Below are 19,984 nucleotides of genomic sequence, written 5' to 3'. Positions count from 1 at the left end.
TCGAAAACCTCCGGACGTTCCTGCAGCCCTTCGCAGCCTTGTCCTTGGCACGGCGGGCAGCTAGGGTGCGACGCGGAGGTCATCATGGCGCAGCTGCGACAATTTCTCAAAACCAATATCCTGGCAGGCTTTTTCACCCTCCTGCCGGCAGTCATCACCATCTGGTTCATCCGCCTGGTGCTTCAATGGATCGACAAGATCTTCCTGCTCCTTCCCCGCGCGTGGCGGCCGGAGCATTGGCTGCCGTTTCCCGTGCCGGGCCTTGGCCTGCTCGTTCTCATTCCCGCGCTCATCCTCACGGGCTTCCTCGTGCGCCACTACGTAGGTCGGCAAATAGTGCGCCTGTGGGACGAATTCATCACCCGCGTCCCCCTAGCCAATAAGGTGTACTTTGCCGTCAAGCAGCTCGTGGACACCTTGATGCATGGCCCGGCCAAAGACTTCCAACGGGTGGTCCTCATCGAGTACCCAAGGCGGGGCATCTACGCCGTGGCCTTCGTCACCGGTGTGGCCAGCGGCGAAGTACAGGACAAGACCCAGGAGCGGGTGCTCAACGTCTTCCTGCCCACCACCCCCAATCCTACCTCGGGATTTCTTCTGCTCATCCCCGAGACCGATGTCATCGCCCTTTCCATGAGCGTGGAAGACGCCTTCAAGCTCATCATGAGCGGCGGCATCGTCACTCCGCCACACCGAAATTCACCGCATACACCGCCCTCCCCTTGACGAACCGGCGCGCCCTGAAGGACCACGGCGGCGCACGCACCGTGCCCCAATTTCACTTCAAGGAGCGTCCATGAACCCTACTGTCTATTTCATCGAAGGAGACGGCATCGGCCCGGAAGTCTGGAAAGCGGCGCGGCCGGTCATCGACCGCGCCGTGGAACTGAGCTACACCGACGGCCGGGCCCTGGACTGGCAGGAGCTCTTGGCGGGCAAAAAGGCCTACGCCGCTACGGGCTCCTACCTGCCGGAAGCGACCCTCGAAACCCTCAAGCAGGCGAGCCTCGCCATGAAAGGCCCGCTGGAGACGCCGGTGGGCGGCGGGTTTCGCAGCCTCAACGTCACCTTGCGCCAGACCTTGGATCTCTACGCCTGCATCCGCCCCATCCGCTATTTCCCCGGCATCGAAAGCCCGGTGAAACACCCCGAACGCGTCAACATGGTGGTCTTTCGGGAAAACACCGAGGACGTCTACGCCGGTATCGAATGGCCCGCAGGCAGCCCGGAAGCCAACCGACTCATCGCCTTTTTGCGCGACGAGCTCGGCCGCAATGTGGACCCGGCAAGCGGCATCGGCATCAAGCCCATGACCGAGCACGGCAGCAAGCGTTTGGTGCGCCGCGCCATCCGTTTTGCCCTGGATCAGGGGCGCACCAGCGTCACCCTGGTGCACAAAGGCAATATCATGAAATACACCGAAGGGGCCTTTCGGGCCTGGGGCTACGAAGTGGCGGCCCAGGAATTCGCCGGCCAGGTGGCTCCTGAGGGCCAGGAAGCCTGTCCCCCTGCAGCGGTGACCATCAAGGACCGCATCGCCGACGCCATGTTCCAAGAGGTCCTCATCCGGCCCGAGGCGTACGACGTCATCGCCACCACCAACCTCAACGGCGACTATCTCTCCGACGCCCTGGCCGCACAGGTGGGAGGTCTTGGCCTCGCCCCAGGGGTCAACATGAGCGACACCCTCGCCTTCTTCGAGCCCACCCACGGCACCGCGCCTTCCATTGCGGGCAAAGACCTGGCCAACCCGGGAAGCCTCGTGCTCTCCGGAGCCCTGCTCTTGGAACACCTCGGGTGGAAAGAGGCGGCAGACCGCATCCACCGCGCGGTGGAGCGGGTCATTGCCCAGCGCACCGTCACGGTGGATCTCGCGACACAGATGCCGGGCGCCCAACAGGTGGGCTGCGCCGCTTTCGGCGAACGGCTCCTTGCAGCGTTGGAAGCATAATCGACAATCGGTGCGGGGCATTTTCCCCCGCACCCTCACCGCCCCAAGACAGCACGAGGTCTCTGGGCCTGCCCCCGCCGCCCTCCATAGGCATCTTTCGCCGAAAACGGCCCGAAGGATGGCTTGTCAAGCCGCCAGGGCCAGGCTATAGAGCCTCGTCTTTTCCACATCCACACAGCAAGGAAGGTTATGGCCAAGGAAGAAAGCATCGAATTGGAAGGCGTGGTGGAAGAAGCCATGCCCAACGCCATGTTTCGGGTCCGCCTCGACAATGGGCACCAGGTGCTCGGGCATATTTCGGGAAAAATGCGCAAATTCTACATCCGCATCCTGCCTGGGGACCGGGTGAAAGTGGAACTCTCCCCCTATGATCTCACCCGCGGACGGATCACCTACCGTTTCAAGTAAGCCACGCGCCCTGTGCGTCTGCGGCGCCGTCTGAGCTGCGGCACGGAGTGCGCCATGGCGGATATCGATCTCCACTCCCACTCCACGGCCTCTGATGGGACCTTGTCCCCCTCGGCGCTGGTGCACCACGCCGAGGATGTCGGTCTCCGCGCCCTCGCCCTGACTGACCATGATACTGTGGCCGGTCTCGACGAAGCCGCCCAGGCGGCCAAACGAGTGGAGTTCATCCGCGGCTGCGAGTTAAGCGTCCATTTTCCTCACGGAAGCATGCACATCCTGGGGTTGTGGCTGCCAAGGCGCATGCAGGCGCTGCCGGCTTTGCTCCATGATTTGGCCCAAAAGCGCGCCCAGCGCAACGCCCTCATCTTGGAAAATCTCCGGCGCCACGGCGTAGATATCGACGACGCAGAGCTCCAAGCCTTCGCCGCCGGTGGCGTGGTGGGCCGCCCGCATGTGGCGCGGCTCTTGGTGGAGAAGGGCCATGCCGCAAGCATCCACGAGGCTTTTCACCTCTGGCTGCGCCCTGGGACACCGGGATATGCGCCCAAGGCCAAGCTCCTTCCCCACCAGGCCATCTCCGCCCTCAAGGCCGAAGGGGCCACGGTCATCCTGGCGCACCCCTCCACCCTGAACCTCGACCCCGAACCCCTGGAGGCGCTCCTCGGCGAGCTCAAGGCCGCAGGCCTCGACGGTGTCGAAGTCTACTACTCCCTGCACACACCAGCACAAACCCGACTCTTTGCCGAGCTCTGCCGCCGATTGGACCTCCTCGAGAGCGCCGGCTCCGACTTTCATGGAGACAACAAACCGTCCATCGCTCTTGGCAGAGGGAAAAATGGGCTCCACGGGCCCTACGCCTTAGTGGAGCGCATGAAGGCCGTACGTGCCCGCATGGGGCTCCCCGTGGAGGCGTGATGGAACTTTTGGTCCCGGCAGGCAATCCTCCCAAGGCCGAAGCCGCGCTACGCTTCGGCGCCCACGCCCTCTACCTGGGAGGCCCGGACTTGAGCTTACGTCAAAGCGCCCACGGTTTTTCCCTCCCGGAGCTGCGTGCTGTGGTGACCCAGGCCCACCGCCATGGGGCGCGGGTGTACTACGCCCTCAACATCCTGGCCCAGGAACACCACCTCACTGCCATAACCCAGCGTCTCGAAGACCTGGCCGATACCGGCATCGACGCCCTCATCGTCGCTGACCCCGGGGTTCTCACCCAAGCGCGGCGCCTGCTTCCCCACATCCCGGTGCATGTCTCCACCCAGGCCAATACCAGCAATTCCTGGAGCGTGCATTTCTGGCGGGATCACGGAGCCCGGCGCGTCAACCTGGCCCGGGAGCTCTCGGCAGCGCGCCTGCGAGCCGTACGCCGCGCCTGCCCGGACATGGAGCTCGAAGTCTTCGTGCACGGGGCTATGTGCATGGCCATCTCCGGCCAATGCCTGCTGTCCGCCTACCTGCTCGAGCGTTCCGGCAACCTGGGCGCCTGCGCCCACCCCTGCCGCTACGACTACCTGGCGCACGGCCCCGCCGCCGTAGTCCTCGAAGAACGCTTCCGCCCCGGAGAACGGCTGTGGGAGCTGCACGAACACGACGGATTCTCCCAGATTCTCGCCAGCGAGGACCTCTGCCTCCTCCACGCCTTGCCCTGGTTTGCCCGCCACGGCATCCACGCCCTCAAGATCGAAGGCCGCACCAAGAGTCTGGGGTACGTGACCACGGTGACCGACATCTATGCCACCGCCCTGCGCGATCTCGCCGCCGGTTCCTTCCATCCCAAACGCTACTGGCCGGAGTTGGCGCGCATCGCCGGCCGCCCCATGGCCACGGGTTTTTTCGCCCCGCGCCGCAGCCGCCTCCCGCTTCCCCAAGCGCCGCTGGCCGCAGCCGCCTTGCGGGTGGAAGAAGTCCTTGGTCCAGGCTGTTTTCGTGTGGCGGTGCTCCTCCGCCTTGAAGCCGGCACCCCGCTGGAGCTCGTCCTGCCAAGGCTCCGGCGCCCGCGCATCACCGACTACGGCCTGGAAAGCGAAGCCGGCGCCCGCCTGACCACCGTGCACGGGGGCACCTCGGTCCTGCTGCGCTGCGCACACCCGGAAATCACCCTCGGGACCATCCTGCGGCCCGCATAACCACCATGCGTATCGCCATCGTCCAAACCCAACCGGCCTGTGGCGGACACACCGACAACCTGACGGCCATGGCGCGCGCCGGAGCCCAAGCTGCAAAGATGGGGGCAGCGCTCGTCCTGTTCCCCGAACTTGCCGACTTCGGCTACGACCTTACCGCGGCCGCCAGCCACGCCCACGACCTCTGGCCGCGCACCACAGAGACCCTTGGCCGCCTGGCGTACACCCACCGCCTCATCGTCGTCTGCGGCGTGGCCCTGCCCACCGCCCACGGCCTCACCAATGCCCTTGCCGTATGGGACAAGGGCGGCGCACTGCGGGGCTCCTTTGCCAAGATGCATCTCTTCCGCACCCCCAAGGTGGACGAGCCCGCGGTGTTCACTCCAGGCTCGACTCCTGTGGCCATCCAGGCGGAGGGCATCCGCCTGGGACTGGCCATCTGCTTCGACCTCCGCTTCCCGGAACTTTTTCGCATCTACCGCGACGCAGGCTGCCACGGCGCCCTCGTGGCCGCAGCCTGGCCGCGCAAGCGCCGCCACGTCTGGCAGGCCCTGCTCCTTGCCCGGGCCGCGGAAAACGGCATGGCCATCTTCGGGGCCAACCATACCGGAGGCGCCCCCTTTCCCCTGGCCGGCTTCTCGGCCGCCGTGTCGGCAAACGCCGAGCTCGAAGCACTCGGAGAGGCTCCGGACATCCTGGTAGCGCAGGTCTCCCCCGCGACGGCTCACCTCGACCCCACGCCCTGCCGCCGAAAAGACCTCTACGGGGCGCCGCCGTCCCTGTGTCATGTACTGGAGCTTTGACGAAGGCCGCCAACAGCGCTACCACTCCGCACAAATCTCAACAGCAACCCATTTCAACCCAGGAGAGTCGCATGATCGTCAAGAACTGGATGACCAAGAACCCCATCACCGTAGACCCGGAAACCTCCATGATGCGTGCCTCCAAAATCATGAAGGAGCATAACATCCGCCGCCTGCCCGTGGTGGACGGCGAAAAACTCGTGGGCATCGTCAGCGACCGGGACATCAAGGAGGCCTCCCCCTCCAAGGCCACCACCCTCGACGTGCACGAGCTCTATTATCTGCTCTCGGAAGTGAAGATCCGGGATATCATGACCAAAAATCCCATCACTGTGAACGAAAACGAGACCATCCTCAAATGCGCCGCCATCATGCAGGAAAAGAAAATCTCCGGCCTGCCGGTGCTCGACGACGCCGGCGCCCTGGTGGGCATCGTCTCGGAGACCGAGGTGTACAAGGTGCTCCTCAGCATCACCGGCGTACACCACGGCGGCATTCAGTTCGGCGTGGTACTTCGTGACGAGCGGGGAACGCTCAAGGAAGTGCTGGACATACTCCGGGCCCACAAAGCCCGCGTCATCTCCATTCTGACGTCCTATGACAATGTGGAGGCCGGATACCGCAACGTCTACATCCGCATCCATGACATGGAAAAGGCGGTACTCAACGAGCTCAAAGCGGAGCTGGAAAAGCAGCATTCTCTGAGCTTCTGGGTACGCGACAACATCAAACCCCTCGTCTAACGAAAACGCTATGCAAGAAAGCTACCCCATCAAGGACACCTTCGAGCATATCGTCGCCACATTCCAAAACGCTCTCGATACAGATTATGTGGTGGGGATGCTCATCGCGACAGCCATCATCGCCTTCATTCTTGGCCGGCTGAGCAAGTAGCTCTGCATTTTGGCCCATCTTCCAACCATGGACAAAACTGCCGGGCCGACGCCGAAAACCGCTGCGGCGTCGGCCCGCAGCAAGGCGCGGAGTGCAGCGCGAGCGGCGCGTGCACCGTAAGGCCAGCGCCGCCGTTTTTGACGGCAAAGAGCAGCACCAAGCGCGCAGGGGTTCCCGGGCGTGAGACGACGGGCACAAGCTCCTTGGGCCGCAGGCGCTCGCGCAGGCAGCCAGCAAGGAGCTCATCAAGGCGCTCGGCCAGGAACACGAACCAGCACCCACCCCGGTTGCGCACGCTCCACGCCGCAGCGCGCAGAAAATCCGCCAGCGTGCCCCCGGCTTCAAACCGCGCCGCCCGCCGCATGGGGTGCGGATTCATCCTGCCCGTGTCTGGACGGCGGTACGGCGGGTTACACACCACGAAATCCACACTTTCCGCCGGCACGGGAAGTCGGCGCACATCCGCCCGGAGGACATGCAGCCGCGGCGCCGCACCCAAGCGGACGGCATTGGCCGCGGCGCAGGCGCACAGTTCCGCATCCTGCTCCACGGCCAGCATGCGCACGTGCGGGACGCGCTGGAGTATCCCCAGGCCCACCACGCCGCAGCCAGCGCCCAAATCCAAGCCGACCCGGCCCTTGGGCCGCGCAAAGGCGGCCAAGAGCAGGGCGTCGAGGGAAAACCGGTACCCCGCCGCAGGCTGCAGCAGGCCACGGGGGAAGGTCATATCACGAGCGGGCAGGAACGATCCGCCGTAGCCGCTCCAGGGCCTCGTCCACGGTCTCAGAACTGCCAAAGGCGGAGAACCGGGCATAGCCCTCGCCACACGCGCCAAAGCCCACGCCCGGCGTGCATACCACGCCCGCCTGAGTCAGCAGCATGTCGAAGAACGCCCAGGAATCCATGCCGCATTCCACCCACACGTACGGGGAGTTGTCCCCGCCCACGCAAAAATACCCGAGCTCTTCAAAGCAGGCGCGGATGCGGGCGGCATTGGCCAAATAGCCGTCGATGAGGGCCTGGCATTGGACGCGCCCCTCGGGAGTGAACACCGCTGCAGCGGCCTTTTGCACCGGATAGGACACCCCGTTGAACTTGGTGGTATGGCGGCGGTGCCATAGGGCATGCAGGCTCTGAGGGGTACCGTCGGCGCTATAGCCCACGCACTCTTTGGGGATCACCGTGTAGCCCAGACGCGTGCCCGTAAACCCGGCAGTCTTGGAGAGGGAGCGGAACTCGATGGCCACCTTGCGGGCGCCGGGGATCTCAAAGATGGAGTGGGGAATCTCTGGATCGCGAATAAACGCTTCATAGGCTGCATCGTAGAGAATGACTGCCTTGTGCTCCTGGGCCCATTCCACCCAGCGGGAAAGGGCCTCGCGGGTGATGGTGGCACCAGTGGGGTTGTTGGGATAGCACAGATATACCAAGTCCACGGGGGCGCTGGGTAAATCCGGCACAAAACCATTGGCTTTGGTGCCCTCCAAATAGACGAGGCCCTCGTAGCGGCCTTGGACAAAGGCACCGGTACGCCCCGCCATGACATTGGTATCCACGTATACCGGATACACCGGGTCCGGCACCGCCACGCGGGCATCTTGGGCAAAGAGCTCCTGAATGTTGCCGGTATCGCACTTGGCCCCGTCGCTCACGAAGATCTCATCGGCCTCTATCTGAGCGCCGCGGGATTGAAAGTCTTCCCGGGCAATGGCCTCGCGCAAAAAGGCGTACCCCTGCTCCGGGCCATAGCCCCGAAAGGTTTCGGCCCGGGCCATCTCCTCCACCCCTTCGTGGAAGGCGGTGATGATCGCCGGCGGCAGGGGGTGCGTCACGTCACCGATTCCCAGGCGCAGAACACGAATATTGGGGTTGGCCTCCGTGTACGCCGCCACTCGGCGGGCGATATCGGCAAACAGATAGGATGCCGTCAGCTTGCGGTAGTTTTCGTTGATATGGATCATGCTTTCCTCGCGGGTTGACAGTGAAGATGCGCCTCTTCGTTAGCGGGAAGCGCCGCGACCTTCAAGAAGCAAGGCCAGCCGGGGGAAACGCCGCACCAGGGCGCTGGCCACGAGCGTGGCCTCCGGGGCGCCCAAACGCAAGGCAAAGAGCCCGTAAGCCCCCGCCCATACCGGGATGGTCGCCAGCGACCACGCCCCCCACGACCACAAAGCCCGACACCCCAGGGCGATCCCCAGGCTCAACGCGGCATATCCACCCCACAGCCGCACGCCTTCCACCCAAGAGCCCAGGTGTCGGCGCAAGCCCAAGCCCAATTGGAACACGTTGGCCCAGGCGGACACCGACGAGGCCAGCGCCAGGCCCACGGCCCCCCACACCTGCATGGCCGCAAACCCGGTGGCCACGTACACCCCAAGACAGATGACCGCCACGCGCACCGGGGTGCGGGTGTCTTCCAGGGCGTAGTAGGCGGCCACCAAGGATCGTACGCACGAAAAGGCCGGCAACCCCACAGCGTAGGCCACGAGGGCGAGGCTCGTGGTATGGATGCCCGCTGCCGTGAAACGGCCATGGCCAAAGAGGGTATCCACCAAAGGGAGGGCCAGGCCCGCCAAGCCTGCGGCGGCAGGCAGATTGACAAACAGCGTGAGTCCCAGTGCCTGTCTGAGCACCCCGACAAAACGCGGTCGGTCTTCCACCCGGGCAAGGCCGGAAAGAGACGGCAAGGCCACCACCCCTACGGCCACGCCCACGACGCCCAAAGGAAATTGGAACAGACGGTCCGCATAGTACAGGCTGGAAACCGAACCCTCCGGCAAAAACGAGGCCATGGCAGTACCGATGAGGATGTTGAGCTGGTACACGGCCGAGCCGAGCACGGTGGGCAGCATCAAACGTCCGATACGCCGCACTCCGGGCCCCAGCGGATCCACCGGGCCCTTCCAGGAAAACCCCACCCGCCACAAGACCGGCTGCTGCGCCAGCCACTGGCATACTCCGGCAACGAGCACTCCCCAGGCCAAAAACCAGGCCACATCGCCATGCACGGCCAAGGCCAAAAGGCTCGCCGCGATCAAACAGATGTTGAGCAGGCACGGCGCCAGGGCTGGCACGAGAAAATGCCCGCAAGCATTGAGGATCCCCATGCAGAGGGCCACGCTGGAGATGCAGAGGATATACGGAAAACACACGGCCACGAGCTCGGCCGTGCGCTCAAAAAGCTCTGGCCGGGTGACGGCGAATCCCGAGGCCACGAGCATGGCGGCGGTCTGCGGGGCAAGCAGGAACCCTAGCGTGATGAGACCAAGGATCCCCAAAAGCCACAGCTGCACGGAGCGGGCCACCGTAAAGGCCGCCTGCACTCCAGACTCGCTGCGCACTTTGACGAAAGTGGGCACGAAGGCCATGGCCAAGGAGCCCTCGGCAAAAAGGCTCCGCAGCAGGTTGGGGAGCCGGAAGGCCACGAAAAAGGCGTCGGCCATGCCCGAAACTCCCAGGGCATAGGCCATGATGACATCACGCAGAAATCCGAGTCCTCGACTCACCAAAGTGGCTCCAGCCACCACCGAGGCGTTTTTCGCCAGGCGCTGCATGCATTCCTCCTCAAGAAATCCAGGCGTTGACGCCTACGCCCCTTGCCTGGCAATGCCAATGGGGAAATCTGCCCCTGCGAAGGAGTCTGCCATGGACAAACACGTGCTCCTCACCGTAAGCGACGATACAAGCGGCCTATGCAGTCTGCGCTTTACCTGCGGCTATTTCCAGCACACCCAGGCGTTCCACATCACGCTCCTCTACGTGGCCCCCAACCCCCGGGCCGGGCTCAGCCAGGCCGATATCGTGGAGGATTACCATGCCCTCTCCCGCCGGGAGGCTTCCATCCGCCAGCAAGCCGAAGCGGCGCTTGCGCGCGCCGCGGACTTTCTCGTGGGCAAAGGTTTCCCTGCAGCAAATATCCACAAAAAGATCAGCTATAAACAGTTCGGCACCGCCACGGATATCATCCAAGAAGGCATGGCCGGCATCTATGACGCCATCGGCCTGGGTCGGCGCGGCATCTCCCGGCTGGAAGAACTCCTCTCCGAGAGCGTGAGCAAACAGGTCTTCGTCACCCCGATGGACATCCCCCTCTGGGTGAGCCGCAGCACGGAAAAGCCCCAGCCCCACGCGCTGCTCTGCACCGACGGCTCCCCGGCGAGCCTGCGCTGCGCAGACCACATGGCCTACATGCTGCGCGACGAACCCCAGCACCATATTTCCGTGGCCTATATCGACCGCGGGGCAAGCCCGGACCATGTGCGCCACGTCTTCACCCAAGCGCGGGACATGCTGACCCAAAACGGTATTGCGACGGAACGCATCCACGACATCGTTCTCGACGGCGACGATCCGGCCGAGGCCATCCTGCGCCATACCCAAGAGGTCCCCTACGGGGTAGTGGGCATCGGACGCACCGGCAAGGGCGAAACCCATAGTCTCCACCTCCTCGGCTCGGTCAGTATGCGCCTTTTCCGCAAGCTCGACTGGGCAACCCTTTGGATCTGCCACTAGGAGAAGGCCCACCTCGAGACGCCAGCGGTATTTCCAGAACGCCGAAAAACATCTTCCCTCAATCCCCTTTTTCCGTTACGGCCCCGCGCGGTTTGTAACGTTTCCGCAACAATCAGGGGGAAGCATGTATCTTTCCGTCATCGTCAACACCCTGGGTGGACTCGCGATTTTCGTCCTGGGAATGAAGTTCATGACCGAAGGACTGCAGATGTCCGCCGGCAACCGCATCCGCAATATCCTGCGTGCGGTCTCTTCCAACCGCGTTCTCGGGTGCCTTACGGGCACAGTGGTCACGACGATCGTCCAATCGTCCTCGGCCACCACGGTGATGGTCATCGGCTTCGTCACCGCAGGACTCATGACCTTGGAGCAGGCCGTAGGCGTCATCATCGGCGCCAATATCGGCACCACCATGACCGCCCAGCTCATTGCCTTCAAACTCACGGCCCTGGCGCTGCCGGCCATCGCCATCGGCGTGCCCATGAAATTTTTCGCCACCCGCAAAAAGTATCGATATGCCGGCGAAATTATCGCGGGATTTGGTCTCCTCTTCTTCGGCCTCTCGCTGATGAGCAGTGGACTCAAACCGCTACGCACCGACCCTGCAGTGGTGGACTTCTTCACCAAGTTCGATCCTGCCCACGCCGGCGGCCTCGTGCTCTGTATTCTCACCGGAGCCGTAGTGACCATAATTGTTCAGTCCTCGTCCGCCACCGTAGGCCTCACCATGACCCTCGCCACCCAAGGGCTCATCAGTTTACCCGCAGCCATCGCGTTGGTGCTTGGCGAAAACATCGGCACCACGATCACTGCCCAGCTTGCCACCATCGGCTCCGGCAACGTGAACAGCTACCGCGCCGCCAACGCCCACACGCTGTTCAACGTCCTGGGCGTCATTCTGGTGACCGCCATCTTTCCCTGGTTTTTGCAGGGAGTGGACTGGCTGACGATCACCCTCATGCATGCCCCTGCCAATACCATGGTGGACGGAGCCTATCCGCATGCAGGACGTTTCGTGGCCAATGCCCACACCTTGTTCAATGTTCTCAACGCCATAGTATTTTTGGTTTTTTTCCCACTTCTCATCAAGGCGACCCTTGCCCTCTCGCCCAAAGACAAAGAGGCCGGAGATCCGCTCTTCCGCATGCCCCAATTCGACCAACGCACCTTGGACAATCCTGTTGCCGCCATGGCACAGGTACGTGGAGAAATTCTACATATGGCGGAAGTGGTCCGCGCAGCATACTGCAATGCCATCGAAAGTATCATGCAGCACGACCACAAGAACATCCGCAAGTGGCAGCGCTTTGAACGGCATATCGACGAAATGCACAAGACCCTCATGCTCGTACTCACCCAGATCATGCAAAGCGAGATCAACGAGGAGGCATCCCAGGAGATTTCAGAGCAGATCCGCATCATCAACAATCTGGAGCGCATCGGGGATGCGGTGGAGATCATCGCCATGCTGGGCGAAGACATCATGGACAAAGACATCCCCATGTCCCCCCAATCGTGGGAAGACCTCCAGACCATGCGTGAAAAGGTGGCTCAGTTCCTGGAACTCATCCGCCAGGGGCTGCGCACCCCGTCGGCCAATTTCCTGGAAGAAGCGGAAGTCCTGGAGGCATCCATCGACGCCCTGCGGGAAAATATCCGCTGCGCCTACATCGAGCGCCTCAAAAACGCCCAATGCTCTGTGGAAGGCGGAACGATCTTCATGAACATGATCACCCGAATGGAAAAAATCGGCGACTGCTGCTTCACCATCGCCCGGGCCATCACCCGGCAGGCCTAACGCCCTGGACGAGGAATACAAAAAGGCGGGAGCCAGTCCCGCCTTTTTTGTATTCCTGCAAAGTGGGCAACTATTGATAGAGCTTCTCGGCGCGCAGGCGCACCGCCTCCGGAATATCGAGCCCCATGGCCTTTGCGGCCTTGAGATTCACATGCAAAATGAGCGCGTCCTGCCGCTCCACCGGGATTTCTCCTGGCGCCACGCCATCGACAAGGATGCGGCGCAGCATGCGGGCGGTCTGCTTGCCGTGCAGATAATAGTCAAAGGCCACTGCAGCCACCGTACCCCGCGCAACAGAATCCACATCTGCAGAAAACACCGGAATCTTGGCCTCAGTCCCCACCTTGATGACCGACTCCAGAGTCGAAACCACCGTATTGTCCGTGGGGATATAGATGGCGTCCACCTGCCCCACCAAGGACTTGGCCGCCTGATAGACATCCGCGGACTTGGTCACCCCTGCCTCCACTACGGTCCATCCCAAACGCTCGGCCTCGGCGCGCACGGCGTCCACCGTGGCGCGGGAATTGGCTTCCCCGGTGCTGTAGATAACCCCCAAGCGGGTGAGCTTCGGCAGGCATTCCCGCACCAAGGCCAAATGTTTATCCACCGGCAGCTTGTCGGAGACTCCGGTGATATTCTTTCCAGGCCGCGCCAAGTCCTCCACCAACCCCGCAGCCACCGGATCGGTGATGGCGGTGAACACCAGCGGCACCCGGGCGAGCACCGGGGACTTCTTCATCGCCTGGGCGCAGGCCTGGGCCGACGGCGTGGCGATGGCCAAGACCAGATCTGGTTCTTCGCCGGCGATCTGGCTGGCGATCTGCACCGCGGTGGCCATATTGCCTTGAGCGTTGTGTACTGAGAACTTCGCCACCACGCCCTGCTCCTGCAGCCCATCCTGCACCCCGCGCAGCACGGCATCCAGCGAGGGATGCTCCACAAACTGATTGACCGAAATGCGATAGGTCTGCGCCGAGGCCGACGAGACCAGCATCATGGTGCACAGAACACTCCACCAAAAGTATCGCATCGCTCCTCCATTTGGTTGTCGTTACGGACAAAGGCGCATCCATCCCCGGGCGGCAAACGGCGTCACCGACCCGGGAGACAGCATGCTGGAAAGCCCGAGTTCCTGTCCCAATGGGACCGGATCCACGAGCCAAAAAGCCTGCAAGGCCCCGGAAAATTGCGGAACGATCCAATACCGGCCTGCGGGCAGCGTGGCGTTGTGCGGCCATGCAAAGCGAACCCAAGCGGGCTGCGTGGGAATATCCCGGGCCGCCACCGGGCGGGAAGCCAAAACCCGCTCCCCCGGACTGCCTGCAGCAGAGGTGCCGTTTGCGGTATCGGTAAAAATCTCCACCCACATCTGACCGCCCCCGGCTTGCCGCCACACGGCAAGTTCCACGAAATCCAAGGATGCGTTGGCGTCCACACGCATTTGCTGCGCCAGGGAATGCAGACGATCGGTCAGGATCCGCCGGGGGCGCCAAAAGATCTGGGGAACTGTTTCCATAGACTCCGGATTGAGCGCGCGGGCCGGGCCGTAGCGGGCAGGCATGCCCATGGGAAAGGGTTCCGGACACCACACCCGCGCCGGGTGGACATAGTCCTTACGGGGACGCAACGGCTTACGCCGCGGGCCGGGGGCAGGGAACACGAGGTGCGGCCCCGGCAACTCCGAACGCAGCCCAAGTCGGTCCTCCCCCGGCGGCGCCACGAGCTCCGCCTGCCAGGCAAACCGCGGGGTCACGCGCACCCCGGCCACGTGCCGCCACCGCACCGCGGCCTGAGCCAAGGCCGAAGGGACGTCCACGTCCACCACCAAAGGCACCCGCCCTGGAGGCAGCCAGCCTACCAGCCCGCGCACGTCCACAGAGACCCACCCCATGTCCGGGAGCCACACTTCCACCCAGGCGGAAAGGCCCGAAAACCCAGGGATTCGCAACGCAGCGCCGCCCCCCTCCACCTCCATGTCCTGGCCAGCGTCCACGCCCACCACCGCCCGGGCAGGCAAGCCGGCCGCACGCAGCGCCGCCAGCCACGCGTGCACCAGGCCCGATATGTCACCGCTTCCCTGGCGCAGTACGGAGGTACTGTCCTCCACCACCTGGGCAGGACGAAACCCCCATTGCCCGCGCACCAGGGCCGCCACGTCCACCACGGCCTGCACCGCGCTTGCCGCACCGGCCACCACGGACTGCACCTGGGCGCGCACGGCGGCAGGGTCCACCCACGGGGTTGCCGCCAAAAACGGCCGGGCATCGGCAGCGATGCTCTCGAGCGGATATGCGGCAGTGGCATTCAGCGGCATGACCTGCCTGGTCAGGCGCACCGGGATGCGCACTTCCACCTGCACCTGCGGCCGCTGGTGGTGCCATTGCATGGTCACGCTTCCGGATTCATGCTTTTGCCATGCAGGATTGGGGGTTGCGGAAATGGACGGCGCGCCCGCAGTGAGCTGCCATCCCCAACCCTGCCGGGAGACAAGAAGCGGCAGGCGGAGGTCCAGGCGGGTCACCCGCTCCAGATCCTCCGCGCGCCACGTCAACACACAGGTCCCGGTCCACGTCCCAGCGCTCCCGTCCACCGCCATGATTCCCGCATAGACTCCGGGGGTCACGGCAAAGAGCAGCACCAGAGCGAAGACCAGAGGCATCGTCAACTCGTCTTGAAGGTGCGCACCAAGGCCTCCAGCTCTTTGGCGAGCGCAAGCAAGCTCTGCGCGCTGGCCTTGGTCTGATGTCCCTGCTCGGTCATGAGGGCCGCCGACTGGCGAACACTGCCCATCTCGCCGGCCACTTGGGCCACACCATCGGTGGTGCGGGCCACATTGGCGCTCACTTCCTGCAAGCCCACCGAGGCCTGGCTGATGTTGTCCACGATGTCGCGGGTGGTCACGCTCTGCTCTTCCACTGCAGCGGCGATGGTGGCCACGATGGCGTCGATGTCACCGATGACCCCGCGGATCTGCTCGATACGGCCCACCGTGGTGTCCGTGGCCGACTGGATACCGGCGATCTTCTCCCGGATCTCCTCCGTGGCGCGGGCGGTCTGGTTGGCCAGTTCTTTGATCTCATTGGCCACCACCGCGAAACCACGACCTGCCTCACCGGCCCGAGCCGCCTCGATGGTGGCGTTGAGGGCGAGAAGGTTGGTCTGCGAGGAAATGGCGGTAATGGCCTCGGTGACGGAATGGATCTGAGCCGCCACCTCGCCCAAGCGGTCCACGTCCGCGCCTGCCGCCGTGGCCGTTTCCACGGCGCCGGCAGTAATGTCTTTGGCGCGGCTGGCATTGCGGGCGATTTCCTCGATGGTGGCGCTCATCTCCTCCGAGGCCGCCGCCACAGTGGAGATATTCACCGTGGCCTCTTCCGTGGCCGCAGCCACGGAACGCATATCCCCGGCAATACCGTCGGCGGCCTGGGCCACGCGGGCCGAGCGCGCCTCGTTGTCCGCCGCCACATCGGCCACCGCTTGGGCCACACCATCGAGCTGCGTGGAAGTGCCCGACAAGGTCTCCACGCCGGAACGCACCTGCCCCAAAAGGTCCCGGAGCCGGGCGGCCATGGTGTTGACGCTTCGGGCAAGCTGCCCCACTTCGTCCTGGCTGGTGACCGGCACCTCCACTGTCAAATCCCCATCACTCACCCGGGCCGTAGCCTCCGCCACCCGAGTAAGCGGACGCACCACAGAAATGCGCAAGAATACGGAAAGCACCACGAGCAGAACCACCAAGCCAGCGGCAAAGAGCCCGGCCATCATGGCCTGCGCGGTACGCAAGCCCCCCATCTGCGACGAAACATCCTGGCGCACCACCATGGCCCCAAGAATGGGCTGCGAGCTGCCGTGGCAATGGTGGCACTCCGGGGCATTGGGCACGGAGCGGACCTCGAGGAAATACGGGATACCGTCCAGATCCACCAGTTCTCCGTGCATGCCCGTCGTCGTGCGCAGCCGCTCCTGGACCATGGCCTGCACTTGCGGATACGGCAGCGGCTTGGCCAGGGGCTGACGCAGGGTATCCACCTTGGTGGCATAGGTGATCTCGCCTTTGAAATTGGTGAGGTACACCTCCACATCGCGGTATTTGGCGGCAATCTCGGCGAATTTTTCCGTCGTGGCCTCGTGGTCGCCAATGCTCATGGGTTTGGCGATGGCCATGGAGAGGAGCTCGCTCATGCGCTCCGCGCCGTGCGCGATCTCCGCAAGGCTCGCCCGACGCTGGTTCCACGAGGCCACCATGAGCAGCACACCAAAGACGACCACCAATACCACAGCAGTAATGGCCATGAGCTTGGCGCCCAAAGAACGCTTGAAGATATCCATGGCCGCCTCCTAGTGTCCGCCGCTATAGAGGGTGGGTTTGAAACCAAAGGCCCGCACCCGCTCGGGGGTGTGGCACGTCATGCAGTCCTCCACACGAATGGCGCCCCGGCCTTTGATGAGCGAGGTATCCCCTCCGGAGTCCACATGCGCCCCGCCCGGGCCATGACACACTTCACAGCCCGCGTCGGCCAAGTCCGGGGTCTTTTCAAAGCTCACGAACCCGCCGGGACTGCCATACCCTGTGGCGTGACACGCAAAGCAGCTCTTCAGTTCCTCTTCCGTGAGGTCCGAGGCCATCTGCTGCACTGTCCGACTGGAATGGGCCTTTTTACTGTTGGCCTTATAACTGGCATATTGGGCTTCATGACAATCCGCGCAAGCTTGGCTCCCCACATAGCGGTTTTCCTGCGCGAGCGCCGGAAGCGTCAGTCCCACGAGCACGAGCCCCAGCAAAACCCACCGCATAGTACCTCCCTCTTCCAACGTATTTTTTTCAGGCCTGGGTTGCGCTAGCCTGAGTTACCGGCAGCGTCAATAACCCATTGGAGCATTACGACACACGAGCGCGCTCAGGCTGCGCATCCAGCCACGCCTCCAGATCCGCCATCTGCCGGGCCACGGCCGCCGGCCCGGTCCCGCCGGGGGTGTTGCGCCGGGCAACAGCGGCCTCGAAACGCAGGGCGTCGAACACCTCCGGCCCGGCCTTGGGGGCGTAGCGCTGGATCTCCTCCAGAGACAAGTCCTCCAGCCCCACCCCCTTGCCTTCCGCGTAGGCCACCACGGCGCCGGTCTGGTGATGGGCGTCGCGAAACGGCACGCCGCGGGTCACCAAGTAGTCCGCCAGCTCCGTGGCATTGATATATCCTCGCTGCAGCGCGCGGGTCATGGCTTCCGGCACGAACTCCATGGACGCCATCATGCCGGCAAGCAGCCGCACCGAGGCATGCACCGTGGCGTGGGCATCCAAGAGCGGCGCCTTGTCTTCCTGCAAATCGCGGTTGTACGTAAGCGGCAGTCCCTTCATCATGGTCAAGAGGGCGACCAAATCGCCATACACCCGTCCGGTCTTGCCCCGCATGAGCTCCGCCACATCGGGATTTTTTTTCTGCGGCATGATGGAAGAACCGGTGCTGTAGGCATCCGGGAGGCGCACAAAGCCCAATTGGGGATTGGCCCAGATGACGATTTCCTCGCACAGCCGACTGGCATGCATCATGATGATGCTGGCGCAGCACACCGCCTCCACCAGAAAGTCCCGATCCGCCACGGCGTCCATGCTATTGGCGAAGACGGCCCCAAATCCCACTTCCGCGGCAACGGCCGCCGGGTCCAGGGGATAGGTGGTCCCCGCCAGCGCCGCCGCCCCCAAAGGCGAGACCTCCACCCGGGGGAGCAAGCCATCGATGCGTTCCACATCCCGCCGGAACATCTGGGCATAGGCAAGGAGGTGATGGGCAAGGCTCACCGGTTGGGCGGGCTGGAAATGGGTGCAGCCCGGAAGCAGCGTCTCGCAGTGCTCCTTGGCCCGCGCCAGCAGCACGCCGATGAGCTCCACCAACGCCTGCCGCCACTGGCGCACGAATTTCGCCGTGGCCAGGCGGGTATCAAGCAGGGTCTGATCGTTGCGGGAGCGGCCGGTATGGAGCTTTCGGCCCGGCTCACCAATGAGCTCCACGAGCCGGGTTTCGATATTCATATGCACGTCTTCCAGGGACTCCCGCCACGGAAAGACGCCGGAGCGAATCTCTTCCGCCACACGTTCCAAGCCGTCCACAATGGCCTGGGCCTCGGCCTCGGTGAGGATGCCCTGACGGGCGAGCATACGGGCGTGCGCCTTGGAGCCGGCGATATCCTCCATGGCCAGATGCCGATCCACATCCAAGGAGCAGGTGTAGCGCTCCACTTCCGGGGCCGTGGCCTCGGCAAAGCGCCCTCCCCAAGGTTTGGCCTGGCTCACGACCGGCCTCCAAGCCCCGCCTGGGCCATGAGGCGCAAGCCATGCAGGCGGATAAAGCCCGCAGCGTCCGCTTGGTTGTAGACCTCATCGCGCTCGAAGGTGGCAAGGTCGGGGTTGTAGAGCGAGCACGGGGAAGTCCGGCCCACCGGATATACCCCGCCCTTGTAGAGGCGCAGACGCACTTCACCGGTGACCCGCTCGCTGGCCTTGTCCATGAAGGCTTGCAGGGCCTCGCGCTCCGGGGAGAACCAAAAGCCGTTGTACACCATCTCGGCATAGCGGGGAACGAGGCTGTCGCGCAGATGGAGCAGCTCCCGGTCCATGGTGATGCCTTCCAGATCACGCCGGGCGCGGTAGAGAATGGTGCCTCCGGGGGTCTCGTACACCCCGCGGGACTTGATGCCCACGAAGCGGTTCTCCACCATGTCCAGGCGACCGATGCCGTGCTTGCCGCCCAAGGCGTTGAGGCGCTCGAAGATGCCCGCCGGGGACAGGCGCTCGCCGTTCACCGCCACGGGATCTCCGGCCTCGAAGACGACGGTGACTTCCTCCGGGGTGTCCGGGGCCTTTTCGGGCGGCACACACAAGAGATACGTCCCTGGGCCGGGCTCTGCGGCCGGATCTTCCAGCTCCCCGCCTTCGAAACTCAAATGGAGCAGGTTGCGGTCGCAGGAATAGGGCTTGGCCTCGGTCACGGGCACGGGGATGCCGTGCTCGCGGCAAAAGGCGAGGATGTCCGTGCGCGAGCGCAGCGACCACTCCCGCCACGGGGCGATGGTGCGGATCTGCGGGGCCAGGGCCATGACCGAAAGCTCGAAACGCACCTGGTCGTTGCCTTTGCCCGTGGCGCCGTGGGCCACGGCCTGGGCGCCCTCCGCCAAGGCGATCTCCACCAGTTTCTTGGCGATGAGCGGCCGGGCGATGGAGGTGCCCAGCAGATAGCCGCCCTCGTACACCGCAGCGGCGCGCATCATGGGAAAGACGTAGTCCCGGGCGAACTCCTCCCGCAAATCCACCACATAGGCCTTGGTGGCCCCGGTGGCGTGGGCTTTCTCCTCGATACCGGAAAGCTCCTCTCCCTGCCCCAAGTCCGCGGTCATGGTGATGACTTCGCACTCGTAGGTCACGGCCAGCCATTTGAGGATGGCGGACGTATCCAAGCCGCCCGAATAGGCGAGCACAATTTTTTTGATATCACTCATGGGTCGT

At 63.9% G+C, this 19,984-nt stretch carries 19 protein-coding genes; 10 read left to right on the top strand and 9 right to left on the bottom strand.

Features of this window, described 5'->3' with window-relative positions; genetic code table 11:
- Positions 1 to 84: 84 nt before the first annotated feature.
- The 8 genes from BR00_RS07575 (at position 85) to BR00_RS07540 (ending at position 6,176) form a co-directional block, all read left to right on the top strand.
- A complete protein-coding gene (locus tag BR00_RS07575) occupies positions 85 to 726 on the top strand; it encodes a DUF502 domain-containing protein (RefSeq protein WP_496476988.1) in 642 nt (213 codons plus the stop codon).
- A gap of 70 nt (positions 727 to 796) precedes the next feature.
- Positions 797 to 1,951 carry an NADP-dependent isocitrate dehydrogenase gene (icd, locus tag BR00_RS07570; RefSeq protein ID WP_496476987.1) on the top strand — a complete coding sequence of 385 codons (1,155 nt, stop codon included), beginning with the start codon at positions 797 to 799 and terminating at the stop codon, positions 1,949 to 1,951.
- Between the two features lie 189 nt (positions 1,952 to 2,140).
- On the top strand, positions 2,141 to 2,359 hold the full coding sequence (infA, locus tag BR00_RS07565) for a translation initiation factor IF-1 (protein WP_496476986.1): 219 nt from the start codon (positions 2,141 to 2,143) through the stop codon (positions 2,357 to 2,359).
- Positions 2,360 to 2,413: 54 nt separating this feature from the next.
- A complete protein-coding gene (locus BR00_RS07560; protein WP_496476985.1) occupies positions 2,414 to 3,274 on the top strand; it encodes a PHP domain-containing protein in 861 nt (286 codons plus the stop codon).
- The gene (locus tag BR00_RS07555) at positions 3,274 to 4,482 is read left to right on the top strand and encodes a peptidase U32 family protein (protein WP_496476984.1); all 1,209 of its coding nucleotides are present in this window, start codon (positions 3,274 to 3,276) and stop codon (positions 4,480 to 4,482) included. The genes BR00_RS07560 and BR00_RS07555 overlap by 1 nt, the downstream gene beginning before the upstream one ends.
- 5 nt (positions 4,483 to 4,487) lie before the next feature.
- Positions 4,488 to 5,282 (top strand): carbon-nitrogen hydrolase family protein, encoded by a 795-nt coding sequence (locus tag BR00_RS07550; RefSeq protein ID WP_496476983.1) that lies wholly within the window; start codon positions 4,488 to 4,490, stop codon positions 5,280 to 5,282.
- 71 nt (positions 5,283 to 5,353) lie between these two features.
- Entirely contained in the window at positions 5,354 to 6,025 is a 672-nt protein-coding gene (locus BR00_RS07545) for a CBS domain-containing protein (protein WP_496476982.1), read from the top strand.
- Positions 6,026 to 6,035: 10 nt separating this feature from the next.
- Complete coding sequence (locus BR00_RS07540) at positions 6,036 to 6,176, top strand: hypothetical protein (RefSeq protein ID WP_496476981.1); 141 nt, start codon at positions 6,036 to 6,038, stop codon at positions 6,174 to 6,176.
- On the opposite strand, the gene BR00_RS07535 is transcribed toward BR00_RS07540, so the two are convergent.
- The 3 genes from BR00_RS07535 to murJ are packed head-to-tail and all read right to left on the bottom strand — an operon-like array spanning position 6,151 to position 9,730.
- Positions 6,151 to 6,903: a tRNA1(Val) (adenine(37)-N6)-methyltransferase gene (locus BR00_RS07535; protein WP_496476980.1), complete on the bottom strand. Its 753-nt coding sequence runs from the start codon at positions 6,901 to 6,903 to the stop codon at positions 6,151 to 6,153. The genes BR00_RS07540 and BR00_RS07535 overlap by 26 nt on opposite strands.
- A 1-nt stretch (position 6,904) precedes the next feature.
- A complete protein-coding gene (locus tag BR00_RS07530; RefSeq protein WP_496476979.1) occupies positions 6,905 to 8,137 on the bottom strand; it encodes an LL-diaminopimelate aminotransferase in 1,233 nt (410 codons plus the stop codon).
- A gap of 39 nt (positions 8,138 to 8,176) precedes the next feature.
- Entirely contained in the window at positions 8,177 to 9,730 is a 1,554-nt protein-coding gene (gene murJ, locus BR00_RS07525) for a murein biosynthesis integral membrane protein MurJ (protein WP_496476978.1), read from the bottom strand.
- Positions 9,731 to 9,821: 91 nt separating this feature from the next.
- Between murJ and BR00_RS07520 the strand changes: the two genes are divergently transcribed.
- Positions 9,822 to 10,688, top strand: a complete 867-nt coding sequence (locus BR00_RS07520; RefSeq protein ID WP_496476977.1) for a universal stress protein — start codon at positions 9,822 to 9,824, stop codon at positions 10,686 to 10,688.
- 124 nt (positions 10,689 to 10,812) lie between these two features.
- Entirely contained in the window at positions 10,813 to 12,486 is a 1,674-nt protein-coding gene (locus BR00_RS07515; RefSeq protein ID WP_496476976.1) for a Na/Pi cotransporter family protein, read from the top strand.
- 70 nt (positions 12,487 to 12,556) lie between these two features.
- On the opposite strand, the gene BR00_RS07510 is transcribed toward BR00_RS07515, so the two are convergent.
- The 6 genes from BR00_RS07510 to BR00_RS07485 form a co-directional block, all read right to left on the bottom strand.
- Positions 12,557 to 13,519, bottom strand: coding sequence for an ABC transporter substrate-binding protein (locus BR00_RS07510; protein ID WP_496476975.1), 963 nt, complete (start codon positions 13,517 to 13,519; stop codon positions 12,557 to 12,559).
- A 21-nt stretch (positions 13,520 to 13,540) separates the two neighbouring features.
- Entirely contained in the window at positions 13,541 to 15,148 is a 1,608-nt protein-coding gene (locus tag BR00_RS07505) for a transglutaminase-like domain-containing protein (protein ID WP_496476974.1), read from the bottom strand.
- Between the two features lie 2 nt (positions 15,149 to 15,150).
- Positions 15,151 to 16,818 carry a methyl-accepting chemotaxis protein gene (locus tag BR00_RS07500; RefSeq protein WP_496476973.1) on the bottom strand — a complete coding sequence of 556 codons (1,668 nt, stop codon included), beginning with the start codon at positions 16,816 to 16,818 and terminating at the stop codon, positions 15,151 to 15,153.
- A gap of 9 nt (positions 16,819 to 16,827) precedes the next feature.
- Positions 16,828 to 17,283 carry a multiheme c-type cytochrome gene (locus tag BR00_RS07495; protein ID WP_496476972.1) on the bottom strand — a complete coding sequence of 152 codons (456 nt, stop codon included), beginning with the start codon at positions 17,281 to 17,283 and terminating at the stop codon, positions 16,828 to 16,830.
- Between the two features lie 85 nt (positions 17,284 to 17,368).
- The gene (gene argH / locus BR00_RS07490) at positions 17,369 to 18,775 is read right to left on the bottom strand and encodes an argininosuccinate lyase (RefSeq protein WP_496476971.1); all 1,407 of its coding nucleotides are present in this window, start codon (positions 18,773 to 18,775) and stop codon (positions 17,369 to 17,371) included.
- Entirely contained in the window at positions 18,772 to 19,977 is a 1,206-nt protein-coding gene (locus BR00_RS07485) for an argininosuccinate synthase (RefSeq protein ID WP_496476970.1), read from the bottom strand. The genes argH and BR00_RS07485 overlap by 4 nt, the downstream gene beginning before the upstream one ends.
- Positions 19,978 to 19,984: the final 7 nt, after the last annotated feature.

It is taken from the genome of Thermodesulfomicrobium thermophilum DSM 16697, from assembly GCF_059568695.1.
The sequence above is the reverse complement of the archived record's forward strand: the minus strand, read 5'-3'. Positions and strand labels throughout refer to the sequence as shown.